Below are 16556 nucleotides of genomic sequence, written 5' to 3'. Positions count from 1 at the left end.
GCGCGATGATCGGGGGATGACCAAGACCGCCGCGCAGACCGGCATTCCCCATTCTTCTACTGCAGGCGACGCAAGGAGCATTGCGCCCGGCCTCATCCTCGCCTCGCTGGGCGCCATCGCGTTCAGCGGCAAGGCAATCATCGTCAAGCTGGCCTACCGCTACGGCGTCGATGCCATCACGCTCATCATGCTGCGCATGCTCTTTGCATTGCCGCTGTTCGCTGTGATGGCGTGGTGGGCGGGGCGCGGCAAGCCGGCGCTCAGCTTTCGCGACTGGCTCGGTGTCGTCGGCCTGGGCTTCTCGGGCTACTACCTCGCGAGCTTTCTGGACTTTGCGGGGCTCGCTTACATCTCGGCGAGCTTCGAGCGGCTGATCCTGTACCTCAACCCCACGCTGGTGCTGCTGTTCGGCTGGCTCCTGTACCGACGGCGTGCCACGCGCCCGCAGGTGCTGGGCATGATCGTGAGCTATGCCGGCGTGCTGCTGGTGTTCGGCCACGAGCTCTGGACCGGTGGTGGCGGCAAGGGCGGCGGCGCCGCGGCCTGGGGCGCGTTCCTCGTGTTCCTGAGCGCGGTGAGCTATGCGGGCTACCTTGTCTACAGCGGCGAGTTCGTCAAGCGCCTGGGCTCGCTGCGGCTCGTGGGCCTGGCCACCACGGTGGCGTGCGTGCTGTGCATCCTGCAGTTCGTGCTCACGCGGCCGATCGACGTGGCATTGCAACTGGCACCCCAGGTCATCTGGCTCTCGGTGCTCAATGCCACGGTGTGCACGGCGGTGCCTGTCCTGATGGTCATGATGGCCATCGAGCGCATCGGCCCCGCGGTGGCGGCGCAAACCGGCATGATCGGCCCCCTGTCGACCATCCTCATGGGGGTGGTCATACTCGATGAGCCGTTCACCGCGTGGATCGCGGCCGGCACGGTGCTCGTCATTGCGGGCATCTTCGTTTTCACACGCAAGGGGCGCGAAGCCCCTGCACGTTAGGAGCAACAAACATGGATCTGGGCATTGCAGGCAAGACCGCGCTGGTGTGCGGCGCGAGCAAGGGACTGGGCTACGGCTGCGCCGAGGCGCTGGTGCGCGAAGGCGTCAACGTGGTGATCGTGGCGCGCGGCGCCGAGGCGCTGGAAGCGGCTGCGAAGAAGCTGGCAGACGTGGCCGTCGCATCGGGCGCTCCGTTCGTCAAGCACGTGGCGGCCGACATCACCACCGAAGCCGGCCGCGCGGCCGTGTTCGCGCTGGGCCATGACTTCGACATCGTCGTCACCAACGCCGGCGGCCCGCCGCCCGGCGACTTCCGCAACTGGGACCGCGAGGCATGGATCAAGGCGGTCGACGCGAACATGCTCACACCGATCGAGCTCATCAAGGCCACGGTGGACGGCATGGCCGAGCGCGGGTTCGGCCGCATCGTGAACATCACGTCGAGCTCGGTGAAGTCGCCGATCGACATCCTGGGTCTCTCGAACGGCGCGCGCAGCGGTCTCACGGGCTTCGTGGCCGGCGTGGCGCGCACGCCCATCGCGGCGCAGGGCGTGACCATCAACAACCTCCTGCCCGGCTCCTTCGAGACCGACCGCCTCAGGGGCACGATGGCAGGCACGGCGCAGAAGACCGGGCAGGACTTCGACACCGTGTGGGAAGCCCGGAAAAAGAACATTCCCGCCAAGCGCTTCGGCACGCCGGCCGAGTTCGGCGCCATCTGTGCATTTCTCTGCAGCCAGCAGGCCGGCTACATGACCGGGCAGAACGTGCTGGCGGACGGCGGCGCCTACCCCGGCACTCACTGAGCTGGATCGCGGGTCGAGGGGAGGCGCGTCGTGAACAGGGCGTCTTTTGAAAAGATCACGCTGGTGTCGGTCACCGGCCTAGCCGACGCACGCGGCGCGGCCATGGCCCTGCAGCACAGCCAGGCGCAGATGCCCGGCGCCCGTGCGCTCCTGTGCAGCCCGCAGGCGCCCGCCGACCTGGCACCGGGCATCGACCATGTGCCGATCGCGCCGCTGAACTACCACGAGTACGGCTGGTTCATGATGTTCGCGCTCTGGCGGGTGGTGCAGACCGAGTTCGCGCTGGTGGTGCAGGAAGACGGCTGGGTCGTCAACGCAGACAACTGGCGCGACGAGTTCCTCGACTGCGACTACATCGGTGCGCCGATCCACCTTGCGAAGATCGACACGCCAGAAGGCACGTACTGGCGCAACCGCTTCGAGTGGAACGATGAATTGCACAAGCTTGGCCATGTCGTCACGCCGATCCAGAACGGCGGCTTCAGCCTGCGCAGCCGCCGCTTCATGCGGGCGCTTGTCGACCATCCGCACATCCGCATCGAAATTCCGCCGCCCGATGCGGTGGAGGGCGATCCGCTCAGGATGCACTGGCAGCACAACGCGCTGCTCGAAGACGTGCAGCTCAGCGGGGTGCTGCGTCCGGCGCTCGAAGCCGCCGGCATGCGCTTCGCGCCGCTGGAGCTGGCGCGCAGCTTTGCCATCGAGCATGCGGGGCCGCAGCTGCACCAGGGCTACAACGCGATGCTGCTGTTCGGACACCATGCAAAGGTGCGGCAACTGGCGAGCCTTGCGCCGCTCACGCTGCGCTCGCTGATTCCGCTCTCGCAGCTCGACGCCTGGTACGGCGAGCGCGACATCCTCCAGATGTTCGAGCGCAACGGCTACCGCATCGAGTTCGCGCCCGAGCCCGTGGCGTTGGATGCCACGCCGCGCAAGGTGTACGACTGCATCACCTACAACGGCGAGGCCGACATCCTTGCGGCGCGGCTGCACGAACTCGCCGACGTGGTCGACTGCTTCGTCATCGTCGAGGCCGATCGCACCTTCAGCGGCAAGCCGAAGGCGCTGCGCTTCGATGCCACCGACCCGCGCATCGCATCGTTCCTGCCTCGCATCCGCTATGTTGCCGTGCACGACATGCCTGTCGTCGAAGAGGCAGCGGACGCGGTGCCTGTGGTGGGCGACTGGCTCTCCGACACGCCGAAGTCCGGCTTCTGGATTCGCGAGAAATTCCAGCGCAACCAGATCGTGCGCGGCCTTCACGATGCGATGCCCGACGACCTGATCCTGATCTCCGACGCCGACGAGATTCCGCGCGCGTCGGGGGTGCGCGCCATGCGGGACGACCGCCAGCACCAGGTCTTCGGGCTGTGCCTGGCGTTCTATTACTTCTACGCGAACTACCGCAATGTCGAAGGGCCGGAGGCTTCGTCGGTCTGGACGGTGGCGGCAACCCGCGCGCAGCTGGATGTGCTCACGCCCGACCAGTTGCGCATGCGGGTGCGCACCGGGGCGCAGCCGGCGCTGATCCTTGCGGAGGCCGGATGGCATCTCTCGTACCTTGCGATGGACGAGGACGCCGTGCGCGCCAAGATCCGCGGCTTCGCGCATCAGGAATACAACGCGCCGGAATTTCTCGCCGCCATCGACATCCCGTCGCTGCTGGCCTCGGGCAGGGACCTCTACGACCGCCCGGGCTACGCGTGGCGACTGGTGGAGCGCGACGAAGCGCCGCAGTGGCTGGCCGGCCAGCCGGCGCTGGCATACCTCTTTGCGCCGGCGCCTTAGCGACGCGACGACACCACGATCCCACCCACGATCAGCACGAACGCCACCCCGTGGTACCAGTGCGGCGCCTCGCGCAGGAATGCCGCCGACAGCAGCGCCGCAAACAGCGGCGTGAGGTTCATGAAGATGCTCGCCGCCTGCGGACCCGCGCGCTGCACGCCCGTGCCCCAGCAGCGGTAGGCCACCACAGCGGGGCCGATGCCGATGAACGCCATGGCGGCGACGAGCGGCCAGCCGAGGTCGATGTGGGCCTCGGCCAGCGTCCATTCGCCGGCGGCCAGCGCGCCCGACCAGACGAGGCCGAACACCAGCTGCGCCATCAGGAAGGCGGCCCAGTCCCGCCGCACCTGGGCGGGCTCGTGCGTGCGCGCCAGCATCCAGCTGTAGAAGGCCCAGGCGATGGTGCCCAGGATCATGTAGAGGTCGCCCGGCACTAGCCGCAGCCCGAGCAGCTGCCGCCATTCGCCACGGCTGAGCACCAGCAGCACGCCGAGCATCGACAGCAGCGCACCGGCGATCTCGCGCGCGCTGGTGCGGGCGCCGAAGAAAAGCATGCCGACAGCAAGCATCCACAGCGGCAGGCTGGAGCCCACCAGCGTGACGTTGATCGGCGTGGAGGTCTGCAGCGCCAGGTACTGGAAGGCGTTGTACAGGCCGATGCCCAGCAGCCCGAGCACCGCGTACCGCTTCCAGTGCGCCCAGAGCGGGCTGCCGATGCGCAGCACCGACGCCGCGAAGGGCAGCAGCAGCACGAAGGCGATCACCCAGCGCACGAAGTTCAGCGTGAGCGGCGACACCAAGTCGCGCACCAGCCGGCCGACGACGGCATTGCCGGCCCACAGCAGCGGCGGCGTGGTGAGAAGAAGGACGGTGAGAAACGTGAGGCGCGGCTGCGATGTCGACATTGCCGCCGACTCTACCGGCTCTGCGGGTGCATCGCCCCTGGCCGTCCTGAAAGGGCCAAACATGGCACGATGCGCCTCTTCTTATCCTGTGCGTGGAGACTGCAACGATGTTGAGCAAAGCTGTCCGTATCGACCGCCATGGCGGCCCCGAAGAACTGAAGATCGTCGACGTGGAAGTCGGCGAGCCCGGCCCCGGCGAGATCCGAATCCGCCACAAGGCCGTGGGCCTGAACTTCATCGATACCTACCAGCGCAGCGGGCTCTATCCGTTCCAGATGCCACTGCAGCTGGGCATGGAGGCCTCGGGTGTGGTCGAAGCGGTGGGCGAGGGCGTCACGCACCTGGCCCCCGGCGACCGTGCCGCCTATGCGAGCGGCCCGCCCGGCGCCTACAGCGAGTTGCGCGTGATGCCGGCCAGGAACGTCTGCAAGCTGCCCGAGGCCATCTCCTTCGAGACCGGCGCGGCCATGATGCTCAAGGGCCTGACCACGCAGTACCTGCTCAAGAAGACACTGCCTGCTGAGGGGCTGCAGCCCGGCGACTTCATCCTGTTCCATGCGGCGGCAGGGGGTGTCGGCCTCATCGCCTGCCAGTGGGCCAAGGCGTTGGGCCTGCAGCTGATCGGCACCGCGGGCAGCGATGCCAAGTGCAAGCTGGCCCTCGAATACGGCGCGGCGCACGCCATCAACTACAGCACCGAGAACTTCGCGGCCCGCGTGAAGGAAATCACCGGCGGCAAGGGCGTGAAGGTGGTGTACGACTCGGTGGGCAAGGACACCTACGAGGGGTCCATCGACTGCCTGCGTCCCTTCGGCCTGCTCGCCATCTTCGGCAACGGCTCGGGCCCGGTGCCGCCGATCAACCTCGGCACGTTGGCCTCCAAGGGCTCGCTCTACGTGACGCGGCCCACGCTGTTCACCCACATCGCCACGCGCGAAGCCACCCAGGCGATGGCCGACGACCTGTTCGCCGTGGTGGAAAGCGGCGCGGTGAAGATCCCGATCGACCAGCGCTACGCCCTGGCCGATGTGCAGCAGGCGCACCGCGACCTGGAAGCGCGCAAGACCACGGGCTGCACGATCCTGACGCTCTGACCAAACGGACGGACTGGCGTGCCGCCAGCCTTGTCCTACCCGGGGTGGGGTGTCATGCCTTCGACTTGCGGCGGGCGCATTTTGTAGGCTGTCTCCAAAGCACAGAGGCAGGACTGCTGACATGACCACCATCCGAACCTTCATCGTCGAAGACAACCCCACCATCCGCGAGAGCCTCGTGGGCACGCTGCGCGAGGTGGCAAGGGTCGATCCGGTCGGCGAGGCCGATACGGAAGCCGAGGGTTCGCGCTGGCTGACGCGCAACCCGGCGCAGTGGGACCTCGCCATCGTCGACCTGTTCCTGAAAGACGGCACGGGGTTTCGCGTGCTCGAAGCCTGCCGCCAGCGCCATCCGAGCCAGAAGATCGTGGTGCTCAGCAACTACGCCACGCCCGAAATCCGACGCAAATGCGCGAACCTCGGTGCCGACGCCGTGTTCGACAAGGCCACCGAGATCGACGACCTGATCGACTACTGCCAGCGCCGCCGTCAGGAGCGGTTCAGCTCTCAAGCTGCACACTGAGGTCGGGCATTCGGCGGCCTGCCTGCAAGGGATGCGGGTCTTCGCCGAAAATCACCCCTTCAGGGCGCGAGGAGCACGCGCCGGGCTCCGCAAATTGGCGACGAGATTCATGCGCGGAAATCACTCATTTTTCTGCCGTTGAATTTTTCTTGCCGCACGGGCCGTGTCGTGGGGCGCTTCCTCCCGTCATGTCCCGCTCCCGCTTTCTTCCCGACAACTTCACCTTCGCGCTTCTCTCGGTCGTCACCCTGGCCAGCCTGCTGCCCGCGAGTGGCGAGGTGGCGCACCTGTTCGAGATCCTGACGACAGTGGCCATCGGCCTCCTGTTCTTCCTGCATGGCGCCAAGCTGTCGCGCGAGGCGATCATGAACGGCATCACGCACTGGCGGCTGCACCTGCTGGTGTTCGGCAGCACCTTCGTGCTGTTTCCGCTGCTAGGCTTGGCGCTCAAGCCGCTGCTCCTGCCGCTGATGACGCCTGAGCTCTACACCGGGGTGCTGTACCTCTGCGTGCTGCCGGCGACGGTTCAGTCGGCGATTGCGTTCACGGCGATGGCGCGGGGCAATTTGCCGGCTGCTATCTGCAGTGCGTCGGCGTCGACGTTGCTGGGGGTGTTCATCACGCCCTTGCTGGTCAATCTCGTGGTGCTGCCGAACGGGGGGCATGCGACTTCTTCGCTGGGGTCGATCGGGCGGATTCTGCTGCAGTTGATGGTGCCGTTTCTGGTCGGGCATCTGCTGCGTCCCTGGATCGGGAAATGGATCCAGCGGCGTGCGGCGGTGCTGAAGTTCGTGGATCAGGGGTCGATCCTGCTGGTGGTCTATACGGCGTTCAGTGCGGCCGTGATCGAGGGGCTCTGGCGGCAGGTGCCTGCGCATGCGCTGGTCGGGTTGCTGGTGGCTTGTGCCGTGGTGCTGGGGCTGGCATTGGGGCTCACTACTTTGATGGCGCGCAAGCTGGGGTTCGATACGGAGGACGAGATCACGATCGTCTTTTGTGGCTCGAAGAAGAGCCTGGCGAGTGGGATTCCTATGGCGAAGGTGCTGTTTCCTTCGCATGCTGTGGGGGCCATCGTGTTGCCTTTGATGTTGTTTCATCAGATGCAGTTGATGGTTTGTGCTGTGTTGGCTCAGCGGTATGCGCGGCGAGGGCGCGGTGCTTCTGTTTTGAAAACGGCTGAGTAGTTTTTTTCCGAGGCCGGGACTCGCCCCGGCGGGCGACCTACTTTTCTTTGCTTCGCCAAAGAAAAGTAGGCAAAAGAAAGGCGACCCCACTGTCTGCGACCCCTTCGCGTTGCTACGGGGCAACCTGCGGTGCTCGCGTTTCGCGGGGTCTCGCCGAACTCGCTGCGCTCAGACAGCGGCGAGCCCTGATCCGCGAAACGCTGCGCTCCTCGGCGCAGCCAGAGGGGGGTGGAGACCAAACGGGCCTTTGCTTCGCTCGGCCTTTGGATTCAGCCGGGCCTTCGCTTCGCTCGGCGCCGGACTTGCTCCTTCCCCCTCTGGGGGAAGGTTGGGATGGGGGCAGGCAGAGCGCTCGATTAGCTACGCCGCTGCCCTCACCCCAACCCTCTCCCCGAGGGGAGAGGGAGTAATACGGGCCGAGCAAAGCGATGGCCCGCATTGTGTTGAGCGCCGAGCGCAGCGATGGCGCGCCCCAAAGCCCTTCTGTATGCGCCGAGGAGCGGAGCGTTTCGCGGATCAGGGCTCGCCCTTGTTTGAGCGAAGCGAGTTTGGGCGAGACCCCGCGGAACGTGAGCACCGCAGGTTGCCCGCAGCGAAGCGAAGGGACGCAGACAGCAGGGTCGCCTTTTCTTTGCTTACGTTCTTTTGGCGAAGCAAAAGAAAGTAAGTCGGCCGCCGGGCCGAGACCCGGCCTCGAAACCCAAAAGAAAGCACATCCCTCATCAGCCCCCGGAACCGCACGGGGAGGGCGAAGAAAAGCCCCAGACGCCCCGTCTGAGTGCCATATGCACCACAACAAGGGTATTCACGGACAAGCTGGCTCCATCCCCCCCACCCCGCTGGTACTTCCTTGCCGCAGTCGTTAAGCGCAAAGTCGCTCCGATTCACCCAATGGAGAAACCCGATGCCCACGTCCCGCCGTCTCCCCCTCCAACTCGCCATCCTGTCCGCCGCGCTCACGCTGTGCGGTATCTCGAACGCACAAACCAAGGAACTCACCTTCGCCCACCAGGACATGCTCGTCCCGCTGCGCCTTGTCATGGAATCCGGTGAGGTCGAAAAAGCCACCGGCTACAAGATCAACTGGCGCATGTTCTCCGGCGGCGGCGACGTCATCCGCGCGATGGCTTCAGGCGACGTGCAGATGGGCGAGACCGGCTCCAGCCCGCTCACCGCCGCAGCCAGCCAGGGCCAGGACATCAAGCTCTTCTGGATCTCGGCGGACATCGCCAACGCCGAGGCGCTCATCGCGCGCAACGCGTCGGGCATCAACAGCATGAAGGACCTGGCCGGCAAGAAGGTGGCCACGCCTTTCGTCTCTACCGCCCACTACCAGCTCATGGCCGGCATGAAGATGGACGGCGTCGACCCCAAGAGCGTCAACGTGATGAACATGCGTCCGCCGGAAATCGCCGCCGCATGGGAGCGCGGCGACATCGACGCCACCTTCATCTGGGACCCGGTGCTCTCCAAGATCAAGGGCACGGGCAAGACCATCGCCACCTCGGGCAGCATCGGCAAGCGCGGCGCGCCGACCTTCGAGGGCATCGTCGTCAACGCCAAGTGGGCCGCGGCCAACGAGCCTTTCATGATCGCGTTCGTCAAGGCACTGAACCGCGCCAATGACGAATACAAGGCCACCGGCAAGAGCTGGACACCCGATTCGCCGCAGACCAAGGCCATGGCCAAGTGGACCAAGGCCGACCCGAAGGACGTGTCTGCCGCGATGGCGCTCTACACCTTCCCGACCATGGCCGAGCAGGTCTCGCCCACATGGCTGGGCGGCGGCGCGGCCAAGGCGATGGCGGGCACGGCGGCCTTCCTGAAAGAGCAGGGCCGTGTGCAGGAAGTGAAGCCCGACTACGGCGCGTTCGTGACCACGGTGTACGTCGACAAGGCGATGGGCAGCAAGTAAGCGGGCGCCACTCGATGCCCACGCTCGACATCCGCGACCTCACGGTCAACTACGCCGTCAAGGGCGGCACGCTGCAGGCGCTGGCGCCCGTGAACCTCACCATGCACGACGGCGATTTCGTCGTTGCGCTCGGTGCCTCGGGCTGCGGCAAGACCACGCTGCTCAACAGCATCGCCGGCTTCCTTCCGCCTTCGACCGGCGAGATCCTGCTCGACGGCAAACCCGTCGTCGGCCCGGGTGCAGACCGCGGCGTCGTGTTCCAGAAGCACGCGCTCATGCCCTGGCTCAACGTGCGCGACAACGTGGCGCTGGGCCTGCGCCTGGCCGGCACGGGCAAGGCCGATCGCGACCGCATCGCCGAAGACAAGCTCGGCCTCGTCGGCCTGCAGCAGTACGCCGACCGCGCGGTGTACGAGCTCTCGGGCGGCATGCAGCAGCGCGTGGGCATTGCGCGCGCGCTTGCCAGCGACCCGGCCGTGCTGCTCATGGACGAGCCCATGGGCGCGCTCGATGCGTTCACACGCGAACAGGTGCAGGAGATCCTGCTCAAGGCCTGGTCCAAGTCGAACAAGATGGTGTTCTTCATCACCCACTCGGTGGAGGAGGCGCTGTTCCTCGCGACCCGCCTCATCGTGATGAGCCCCAGCCCCGGGCGCATCTCGCACGTCTACGACGACGTGCCGTTCTCGCGCCAGTACCTCGCGCACGGCGATTCGCGCAAGGTGAAGTCCGAGCCTGAATTCATCCGCATGCGCGAGGAGGTCTTGTCGATCATTCACCATCGCGAGGTTGCGCATGCCTGAGGTCACCATCGCATCGCCACGTGTTGTTCCTGCCGCCATGACACCGCCTTCCAAGCCCGCCGCGTCGCCGCCACCCGCACCGGGCGCCAAGCTCAAGACCAGCGCCTTCAAGGTGCCGGGCGAGGGCTCCAGCGTCGTCATCAGCGTGGTCACCGTGGTGTCGCTGTTCGCGCTGTGGTTCATCGTCACGAACATGGGCTGGGTCAAGCCGCTCTTCCTGCCGACGCCGCAGGCCGTGTTCCAGCAGTTCTACGAATACCTCACCGGCCAGGCCAACGACAAGCCGCTGTGGCAGCACTTCCTGGCGAGCATGTTCCGCGTGTTCTCGGCCTTCTTCCTCGCATGCGCCACAGCCATTCCGGTCGGCATCGCGATGGGCATGAGCCGCTTCTGGCGCGGCATCTTCGATCCGCCGCTGGAGTTCTACCGGCCGCTGCCGCCGCTCGCGTACCTGCCGCTCATCATCATCTGGTTCGGCATCGACGAGCTGCCGAAGGTGCTGCTGATCTTTTTGAGCTGCTTCGCGCCGCTGGCACTGGCCGCGCGCTCGGGCATGCGCAGTGCTTCACAGGAGCAGATCAACGCCGCGTACTCGATGGGCGCGAGCTACATGCAGGTGGTCCGCCATGTCATCCTGCCCTCGGCGCTGCCCGACATCCTCGTGGGCATGCGCATCGCCATCGGCTTCGGCTGGACCACGCTCGTGGCCGCCGAGATGGTCGCGGCCAACATGGGGCTGGGTCAGATGGTGCTGAACGCGTCGAACTTCCTGCGCACCGACATCGTCATCATGGGCATCATCGTCATTGGCGTGGTGGCGTATCTGTTCGACCTGCTGATGCGGTGGCTCGAGCGACGTCTCGTGCCCTGGAAAGGGCGCATGTGACAGGGGGCGAGACCGGCGAGGCGGGCGGCATTGCCGGCAAGGTGGGCGGGTCGCCCAGCGGCTCCATCGACTTCTCCAGGAAGTCGAGCATCGCGCGCATCGCCGCGCTGTTGTGGCGGCGCTGCGAGTAGGCCGCATACAGCCAGTGGTCGCGCGGCATGTGCTCGCGCAGCACCGGCACCAGCGCACCGCGCTCCAGGTGCGATTGCGCCAGCGGCTCCGGCACATAGGCCACGCCCACGCCACGCAGTGCCAGTTCGATGAGCGCCATCGCGTCGTTGGCCTCCATGCGGCTGTGCACCGCCACTTCGTGCGGCTTGCCGCCGGTCTCGAAGGGCAGGTGCGTGGTCGGCATCGACGCATAGCTCAGGATGTCGTGGCGGCCCATGTCCTCGGGCACCTGCGGAATGCCGCGCCGCGCCCAATAGGCCGGCGAGGCGCACACCACCATGTCGTACTGCACCAGCCGGCGCACGATGAGGTTCATGTCGTCGATGCGCCCGCCCGTCAGGTGGATGTCGATGCCTTCCTCGATCAGGTCGATGTCGCGGTTGGTGAACACCAGGCTCACGTACACGTCGGGGTAGAGGTTGATGAACGCGGCCATCACGTCCGAGAGCCAGCCGGCGATCATCCCGTTCGGCGCGCTCATGCGCAGCCGGCCCTTGGGATGCGAGCCGTGCGCCTGCAGGTCGTTGAGCGTGTTCTCGGCCATGGCCACCAGCTCGGCGCTGCGGTCCAGCAGCACCTGCCCGGCATCGGTGAGGCTCAGCGCGCGGGTGGAGCGGTTGAGCAGCCGCACGCCGCTGCGCGTTTCGAGTTCGGCCACATAGCGGCTGACCGTGGCCTTGGACATGCCGAGCGAATCGGCGGCGCGGGAGAAGCTGCGGCGAAACGCAACCTCGCGGAATGTTTTGATGAGATCGAGACCGTCCATGGATGGGCGCATTGTTCCAGCATCGGGAGTGGGGTTGCCTGCTGTAGGGGCATCCGGCGGCCCGGCGGCTGGTCAGGCTCAGGCCCTCGTCACCTCGGCCGGCGCAGGCGGATCGGTCCACCCGAGGACATCGCATCGACCTCTTCCGCACCACGGGTGACCGTCAGCAATCCCCTGGCCGCCAACGCCGCAGCCACCCGGCGCACCTCGGGCATGAGCGCCCGCCAGCCGGGCTCGCCTGTCGCCAGCGCGCGAGCAACATCCGACGGGCAGATCGAGGCGGCGGCATCGCGTTGCTGCAGCAGCGCCAGGATCGTCTGCTCGATCTTCTCGTCGGTCGCGTGCGTGGGGGCCTGGTTTGTCATCGGTCGGTCGGTCGGCTTGGCGTGCGGTGGTCTACAGGGAATCCGGCCGCTCGCGCATGCGGTCCGCGGTGCGCCGTATCGCGGCCAACTCGTCGGCGCCAAAGCGCCGCAGGTTCTGCGTCATCACCTTCGTGCGCGGGTTGTTCTCGAGCATGCGCGCATGGCGTGCCACGAAGTCCCAGTACATCACCGTCATCGGGCAGGCGCCTTCGCCGCCGCGCGTGCCCGGCTTGTAGCGGCAGCCGTCGCAGTAGTTGCTCATGCGGTGGATGTAGGCGCCGCCGGCGGCGTAGGGCTTGGTCACGAAACGCGCGCCATCGGCGTAGAGCGACATGCCCACCGTGTTCGGCAATTCGACCCACTCCACCGCATCCACATACACCGACAGGTACCACGCATGCACCTGCGCCGGCGCCACGCCGAAAGTGAGCGCGAAGTTGCCGGTGACCATCAGCCGCTGGATGTGGTGCGCATGGCCGGTTCTCAGCGTCTGGCCGATCGACTGCTTCATGCAGTTCATGCCGACGTTGCCCGTCCAGTACCAATCCGGCAGGTCTTCGTGGTGATCCAGTGCGTTGGCATCGGCCAGCTGCGGCATGCGCCACCAGTACACACCGCGCATGAACTCGCGCCATCCGAGAATCTGGCGCACGAACCCTTCCACCGATTCCAGCGGCGCTGCGCCTGCGCGCCACTGCGCCACGGCCGCATCGATCACTTCGCGCGGATCGAGCAGCTTCAGGTTCAGCGATGAAGACAAGAGCCCGTGATAGAGCACCGGCTCATCGGTCCACATCGCGTCCTGGAAGCGCCCGAAGTCCTGCAGCCTGAAGGCCATGAAGTCGTTCATGGCAGCGAGTGCCTGCTCGCGCGTGACCGGCCAGTCGAATTGCGCGGCGCTGCCGTAGTGGCCGCCGAAATGCGTTTCGACGTCGGCCAGCACCTCGCGGGTGACGGCATCGGGCGCGAAGGAGGGCGAAGGCGGCAGCATGCCCGGCCCGTTGCGCCCGAAGGCGCCGCGGTTGTCGTGGTCGTAATTCCATTGCCCGCCTTCGGGCTGGCCGCTTTCGTCGAGCAGCAGCTTGTGCTTGAGCCGCATGCGGCGGTAGAAGTCTTCCATCACGAGGCGGCGTTTTCCGTGCGCGTGCTCCGAGAACTCGGCGTGCGAGGCCATGAAGTGCAGGTCGTCGCGAACCACGAGCCGCACGCTCGCGGCCTGGCAGACCCTTGCGATCGTCTGTTCCAGACGCCATTCGCCTGCCTCGATCATCACGACCGCATCGGGGCGATGGTGCGACAGCGCGTGCGTCAACGCGGCCTCGATCGAGGGGAAGTCGTGCGTGCCGAGTTTCAAGTAGTCGATGGGCATGCCGCGCGCGGCGATGGCCTCGGCAAAGTGGCGCATCGCGGACAGGAAGATGGCCGTGCGCATCTTGGTGCTCGGAACGTGCTCGGACTCCTCGCGCACCTCGGCCATCCACACGCGGTCTTGGGCGGGGTCGAAGCCTTCGAGTGCCACGCTGGATGGGCTCAACTGGTCGCCAAGGACCACGACGAGATTGCGCATGGCATGTGTCATCGGCGAAGGTAGGGAAGTGCTTGCATGGTCAATCGGCGCGAGTGCATCGCCATCAGAATGTCGCTGCTATTTTCAGTCGTCCACTCAAGCCGATGTCAGCTTCTCACATGAACCCGGCGTCAACTCTAGCCCGAGGCGCCGCTCCCTGCGTGTTCACCGAGCAGGGCGTGGCAATGCCGTCTTCGGTGCTGGGCAGCCCGCGCGCCATCGCGGTCAACATCCAAACTTGCTTTGTCTGCGTACAGCCCTCCACCGCACCTGTTCAACGTGCCCTCCGAGGAGAACCACCATGCCGCAGAACATCACCTCCGCCCTCCACTGGGCAGAAAAAGGCCTGATCCCCGACCCCTTCCTCCGCCAAGGCATCCGCCGCCTCCTCAAGGCACGCCTGACCGAGCTCCAGGCCGGCAACCCCTTGGCCGCAGCCGAGATGACCCAGGACTTCCTCACCCAGATGCGCTCCGCCCACCTGGCCCCGCTCCCGGCGAAAGCCAACGAGCAGCACTACGAAGTCCCCGCCGCCTTCTTCGCCCAGGTCCTGGGAAACCACCGCAAATACAGCAGCTGCTACTGGCCCGAAGGCACCCACACGCTGGAGCAAGCCGAATCCGCCGCCCTCGCCGCCACCTGCGAACGCGCCGGCCTTGTCGACGGGCAAGAGATCCTCGAGCTGGGTTGCGGCTGGGGCTCCCTCACGCTCTGGATGGCCGCGAAGTACCCGAACAGCTGGATCACGGCGCTCTCCAACTCCAACTCCCAACGCGAATACATCGAAGGCCAGGCCACCCAACGCGGCCTTTCCAACGTCCGCGTGCTGACCCGCGACATCAACGCCTTCGACACTACCGACCGCTTCGACCGCATCGTCTCCGTCGAAATGTTCGAGCACCTGCGCAACTGGCCGCAGGCCTTCGCCAACGTCGCGCGCTGGCTCAAGCCGCAGGGGCGCTTCTTCATGCACGTCTTCGCGCACCGCGAGGCGCCGTACCCCTTCGAGGTGCGCGACGCGAGCGACTGGATGAGCAAGTACTTCTTCTCCGGCGGCATGATGCCCAGCGACGATCTCGCGCTGCATTGCCAGGACGACCTGCGCCTCTTGCGCCGCTGGCGTTGGGAGGGTAGCCACTACCAGCGCACGGCCGAGGCATGGCTGCGCAACATGGACGCGCGCCGCGACCAGCTGCGCCCGCTGTTCCAGGCCACTTACGGCGCCGAGGCCAACGTGTGGTGGACGCGCTGGCGGCTCTTTTTCATGTCGGTGGCGGAGCTGTTCGGCTTCGACGGCGGGCAGCGCTGGTGGGTGAGCCACTACTTGTTCGAGCGGCGCGCATGACAGCGGGCACGCTCGGCATCGCATTCGCCGGATTGGCATGGACCGCGCTGGTCGCGCTGCTCACTTGGCTCGCGAGCCTCGCGCGCCATGACGTGAGCCTGGTCGATCGCGTGTGGCCCGTGTGCATCGTCGGCGCGGGGCTCGTCTACTTCGCGCTGTTGCCGGGCCACACGCCGCGCGGCCTGTGCATGGCGGTGCTGGGCACGGCCTGGGCGGTGCGGCTTGGCCTCTACATCACCTGGCGCAACTGGGGCCACGGCGAAGACCGCCGCTACCAGGCGATACGCGCGCGCAACCAGCCGGGCTTTGCGTTCAAGAGCCTGTACCTCGTCTTCGCGCTGCAGGCGGTGCTCGCGTGGATCGTTTCCGCGCCGTTCCTGCCGGGCGTGGCGACGGCGAAGCCGCTCGGGTGGCTCGATGGGGTCGGCATCGCGCTGGCGCTCTTCGGCATCTTCTTCGAGGCCATCGGCGATGCGCAGATGGCGCGCTTCAAGGCCGACCGTGCGAACGAGGGGCGGGTGATGGACCGCGGCCTCTGGCGCTACACCCGGCACCCCAACTACTTCGGCGAGGCCTGCGTCTGGTGGGGGCTATGGCTCATCGCCATGGCGGGCGCGGGTTGGAGCGGCGGGTGGACGGTCGTCTCGCCGCTGCTCATGACCTGGCTGTTGCTGCGCGTCTCGGGCGTGCGCATGCTCGAGGAAGACATCGGCGAGCGCCGCCCCGCGTACCGCGACTACATCGCGCGCACCAACGCCTTCGTGCCAGGTCCGGTGCGCGACAACAACAACAACAACCCCAAGCCTTCATGAAAAACACACTCTTCCTACTGATCGCGCTGTGGTGCGGCGCCGCTGCGGCCACCGGCCCCGCCAGTGGCGAATGGAACTTCCGCGTGCTGCTGGACGACTCGCCCATCGGCGAGCACCGCTTCGCACTCGCCACCAATGGCGAAGAGCGCAGGCTGACCAGCGAGGCGGCGTTCGCGGTCAAGCTGCTGGGCGTCACGGTCTATCGCTACCGGCATTCGGCGACCGAGCAATGGCGGGGCGATTGCCTGCGCCAGCTCGCATCGAAGACCGACGACGACGGAACGCCCGAGAAGGTGGACGCGAGCACGACCGGCGATAGCAGCGCGTTGACGGTCACCACGGCCAAGGGCACGCAATCGCTCGACGGCTGCCTGATGAGCTTCGCCTACTGGAACCCCGCCATCCGCAAGCAGGAGCGGCTGCTCAACTCGCAGAGCGGCAAGATCGAAGCGGTGCAGGTGAGCCGCGCCGGCAGCGGCACGGTGGAGGTGCGCGGCCAGCCGGTGGCGGGCACGCGCTGGCGCATCACGACGACGGCCCAGCCCATCGACATCTGGTACTCGGCAGAGGGCGAGTGGATCGGCCTAGATTCCACCGTCAGCGGCGGCCGCAAGCTCAGCTACCGGTTGAAGTAGATCGCC

At 66.6% G+C, this 16556-nt stretch carries 16 protein-coding genes; 12 read left to right on the top strand and 4 right to left on the bottom strand.

The window, feature by feature from the left end; translation table 11 throughout:
• The first annotated feature begins 16 nt into the window (after positions 1–16).
• Genes M2282_RS18090 through M2282_RS18080 form a run of 3 tightly spaced genes read left to right on the top strand, consistent with a single transcriptional unit; the run spans position 17 to position 3579 of the window.
• Positions 17–985, top strand: coding sequence for a DMT family transporter (locus tag M2282_RS18090; protein ID WP_280810164.1), 969 nt, complete (start codon positions 17–19; stop codon positions 983–985).
• A gap of 11 nt (positions 986–996) precedes the next feature.
• A complete protein-coding gene (locus tag M2282_RS18085; RefSeq protein ID WP_280810163.1) occupies positions 997–1791 on the top strand; it encodes an SDR family oxidoreductase in 795 nt (264 codons plus the stop codon).
• Positions 1792–1821: 30 nt separating this feature from the next.
• Positions 1822–3579: a DUF5672 family protein gene (locus M2282_RS18080; RefSeq protein ID WP_280810162.1), complete on the top strand. Its 1758-nt coding sequence runs from the start codon at positions 1822–1824 to the stop codon at positions 3577–3579.
• Here the strand turns inward: M2282_RS18080 and M2282_RS18075 are convergent.
• A complete protein-coding gene (locus tag M2282_RS18075; RefSeq protein WP_280810161.1) occupies positions 3576–4484 on the bottom strand; it encodes a DMT family transporter in 909 nt (302 codons plus the stop codon). The genes M2282_RS18080 and M2282_RS18075 overlap by 4 nt on opposite strands.
• A 107-nt stretch (positions 4485–4591) precedes the next feature.
• On the opposite strand from M2282_RS18075, the gene M2282_RS18070 reads away from it, so the two are divergent.
• From M2282_RS18070 to M2282_RS18045, 6 genes are all read left to right on the top strand, one after another.
• A complete protein-coding gene (locus M2282_RS18070; RefSeq protein ID WP_280810160.1) occupies positions 4592–5578 on the top strand; it encodes a quinone oxidoreductase family protein in 987 nt (328 codons plus the stop codon).
• Positions 5579–5699: 121 nt separating this feature from the next.
• Positions 5700–6101: a response regulator gene (locus tag M2282_RS18065; RefSeq protein WP_280810159.1), complete on the top strand. Its 402-nt coding sequence runs from the start codon at positions 5700–5702 to the stop codon at positions 6099–6101.
• Positions 6102–6289: 188 nt separating this feature from the next.
• Positions 6290–7285 carry a bile acid:sodium symporter family protein gene (locus M2282_RS18060; RefSeq protein WP_280810158.1) on the top strand — a complete coding sequence of 332 codons (996 nt, stop codon included), beginning with the start codon at positions 6290–6292 and terminating at the stop codon, positions 7283–7285.
• A gap of 904 nt (positions 7286–8189) precedes the next feature.
• Positions 8190–9200 carry a taurine ABC transporter substrate-binding protein gene (gene tauA, locus M2282_RS18055; protein ID WP_280810157.1) on the top strand — a complete coding sequence of 337 codons (1011 nt, stop codon included), beginning with the start codon at positions 8190–8192 and terminating at the stop codon, positions 9198–9200.
• Positions 9201–9214: 14 nt separating this feature from the next.
• On the top strand, positions 9215–10003 hold the full coding sequence (locus M2282_RS18050; protein ID WP_280810156.1) for a taurine ABC transporter ATP-binding protein: 789 nt from the start codon (positions 9215–9217) through the stop codon (positions 10001–10003).
• Between the two features lie 37 nt (positions 10004–10040).
• On the top strand, positions 10041–10889 hold the full coding sequence (locus M2282_RS18045) for an ABC transporter permease subunit (protein ID WP_280810155.1): 849 nt from the start codon (positions 10041–10043) through the stop codon (positions 10887–10889).
• Here M2282_RS18045 and M2282_RS18040 read toward each other — a convergent pair.
• From M2282_RS18040 to M2282_RS18030, 3 genes are all read right to left on the bottom strand, one after another.
• Complete coding sequence (locus M2282_RS18040) at positions 10807–11826, bottom strand: LysR family transcriptional regulator (protein WP_280810154.1); 1020 nt, start codon at positions 11824–11826, stop codon at positions 10807–10809. The genes M2282_RS18045 and M2282_RS18040 overlap by 83 nt on opposite strands.
• 89 nt (positions 11827–11915) lie before the next feature.
• Complete coding sequence (locus M2282_RS18035; protein ID WP_280810153.1) at positions 11916–12191, bottom strand: DUF3253 domain-containing protein; 276 nt, start codon at positions 12189–12191, stop codon at positions 11916–11918.
• A gap of 31 nt (positions 12192–12222) precedes the next feature.
• Positions 12223–13758 (bottom strand): cryptochrome/photolyase family protein, encoded by a 1536-nt coding sequence (locus tag M2282_RS18030; RefSeq protein WP_280810152.1) that lies wholly within the window; start codon positions 13756–13758, stop codon positions 12223–12225.
• Positions 13759–14059: 301 nt separating this feature from the next.
• Here M2282_RS18030 and M2282_RS18025 point away from each other — a divergent pair, with 301 nt between their 5' ends.
• From M2282_RS18025 to M2282_RS18015, 3 genes are read left to right on the top strand one after another with little or no spacing between them, the layout of a single operon-like run.
• The gene (locus M2282_RS18025; RefSeq protein WP_280810151.1) at positions 14060–15103 is read left to right on the top strand and encodes an SAM-dependent methyltransferase; all 1044 of its coding nucleotides are present in this window, start codon (positions 14060–14062) and stop codon (positions 15101–15103) included.
• Positions 15100–15915: a DUF1295 domain-containing protein gene (locus tag M2282_RS18020; RefSeq protein ID WP_280810150.1), complete on the top strand. Its 816-nt coding sequence runs from the start codon at positions 15100–15102 to the stop codon at positions 15913–15915. The genes M2282_RS18025 and M2282_RS18020 overlap by 4 nt, the downstream gene beginning before the upstream one ends.
• Positions 15912–16550 (top strand): DUF6134 family protein, encoded by a 639-nt coding sequence (locus M2282_RS18015; protein WP_280810149.1) that lies wholly within the window; start codon positions 15912–15914, stop codon positions 16548–16550. Before M2282_RS18020 ends, M2282_RS18015 begins: the two co-directional genes overlap by 4 nt.
• The last annotated feature ends 6 nt before the right edge of the window (positions 16551–16556 follow it).

Origin of the sequence: Variovorax boronicumulans (genome assembly GCF_029892485.1) — a bacterium.
Lineage (GTDB): Bacteria > Pseudomonadota > Gammaproteobacteria > Burkholderiales > Burkholderiaceae_C > Variovorax > Variovorax boronicumulans_B.
This window is presented reverse-complemented; position numbering and strand designations above follow the sequence as displayed.

Excerpts from the sequence above, each read along its gene's own strand:
- M2282_RS18090 (WP_280810164.1), top strand. The coding sequence starts at position 17 with ATGACCAAGACCGCCGCGCAGACCGGCATTCCCCATTCTTCTACTGCA.
- M2282_RS18085 (WP_280810163.1), top strand. The coding sequence starts at position 997 with ATGGATCTGGGCATTGCAGGCAAGACCGCGCTGGTGTGCGGCGCGAGC.
- M2282_RS18075 (WP_280810161.1), bottom strand. The coding sequence starts at position 4,484 with ATGTCGACATCGCAGCCGCGCCTCACGTTTCTCACCGTCCTTCTTCTC.
- M2282_RS18070 (WP_280810160.1), top strand. The coding sequence starts at position 4,592 with ATGTTGAGCAAAGCTGTCCGTATCGACCGCCATGGCGGCCCCGAAGAA.
- M2282_RS18065 (WP_280810159.1), top strand. The coding sequence starts at position 5,700 with ATGACCACCATCCGAACCTTCATCGTCGAAGACAACCCCACCATCCGC.
- M2282_RS18060 (WP_280810158.1), top strand. The coding sequence starts at position 6,290 with ATGTCCCGCTCCCGCTTTCTTCCCGACAACTTCACCTTCGCGCTTCTC.
- tauA (WP_280810157.1), top strand. The coding sequence starts at position 8,190 with ATGCCCACGTCCCGCCGTCTCCCCCTCCAACTCGCCATCCTGTCCGCC.
- M2282_RS18050 (WP_280810156.1), top strand. The coding sequence starts at position 9,215 with ATGCCCACGCTCGACATCCGCGACCTCACGGTCAACTACGCCGTCAAG.
- M2282_RS18045 (WP_280810155.1), top strand. The coding sequence starts at position 10,041 with ATGACACCGCCTTCCAAGCCCGCCGCGTCGCCGCCACCCGCACCGGGC.
- M2282_RS18040 (WP_280810154.1), bottom strand. The coding sequence starts at position 11,826 with ATGGACGGTCTCGATCTCATCAAAACATTCCGCGAGGTTGCGTTTCGC.
- M2282_RS18035 (WP_280810153.1), bottom strand. The coding sequence starts at position 12,191 with ATGACAAACCAGGCCCCCACGCACGCGACCGACGAGAAGATCGAGCAG.
- M2282_RS18030 (WP_280810152.1), bottom strand. The coding sequence starts at position 13,758 with ATGCGCAATCTCGTCGTGGTCCTTGGCGACCAGTTGAGCCCATCCAGC.
- M2282_RS18025 (WP_280810151.1), top strand. The coding sequence starts at position 14,060 with ATGCCGCAGAACATCACCTCCGCCCTCCACTGGGCAGAAAAAGGCCTG.
- M2282_RS18020 (WP_280810150.1), top strand. The coding sequence starts at position 15,100 with ATGACAGCGGGCACGCTCGGCATCGCATTCGCCGGATTGGCATGGACC.
- M2282_RS18015 (WP_280810149.1), top strand. The coding sequence starts at position 15,912 with ATGAAAAACACACTCTTCCTACTGATCGCGCTGTGGTGCGGCGCCGCT.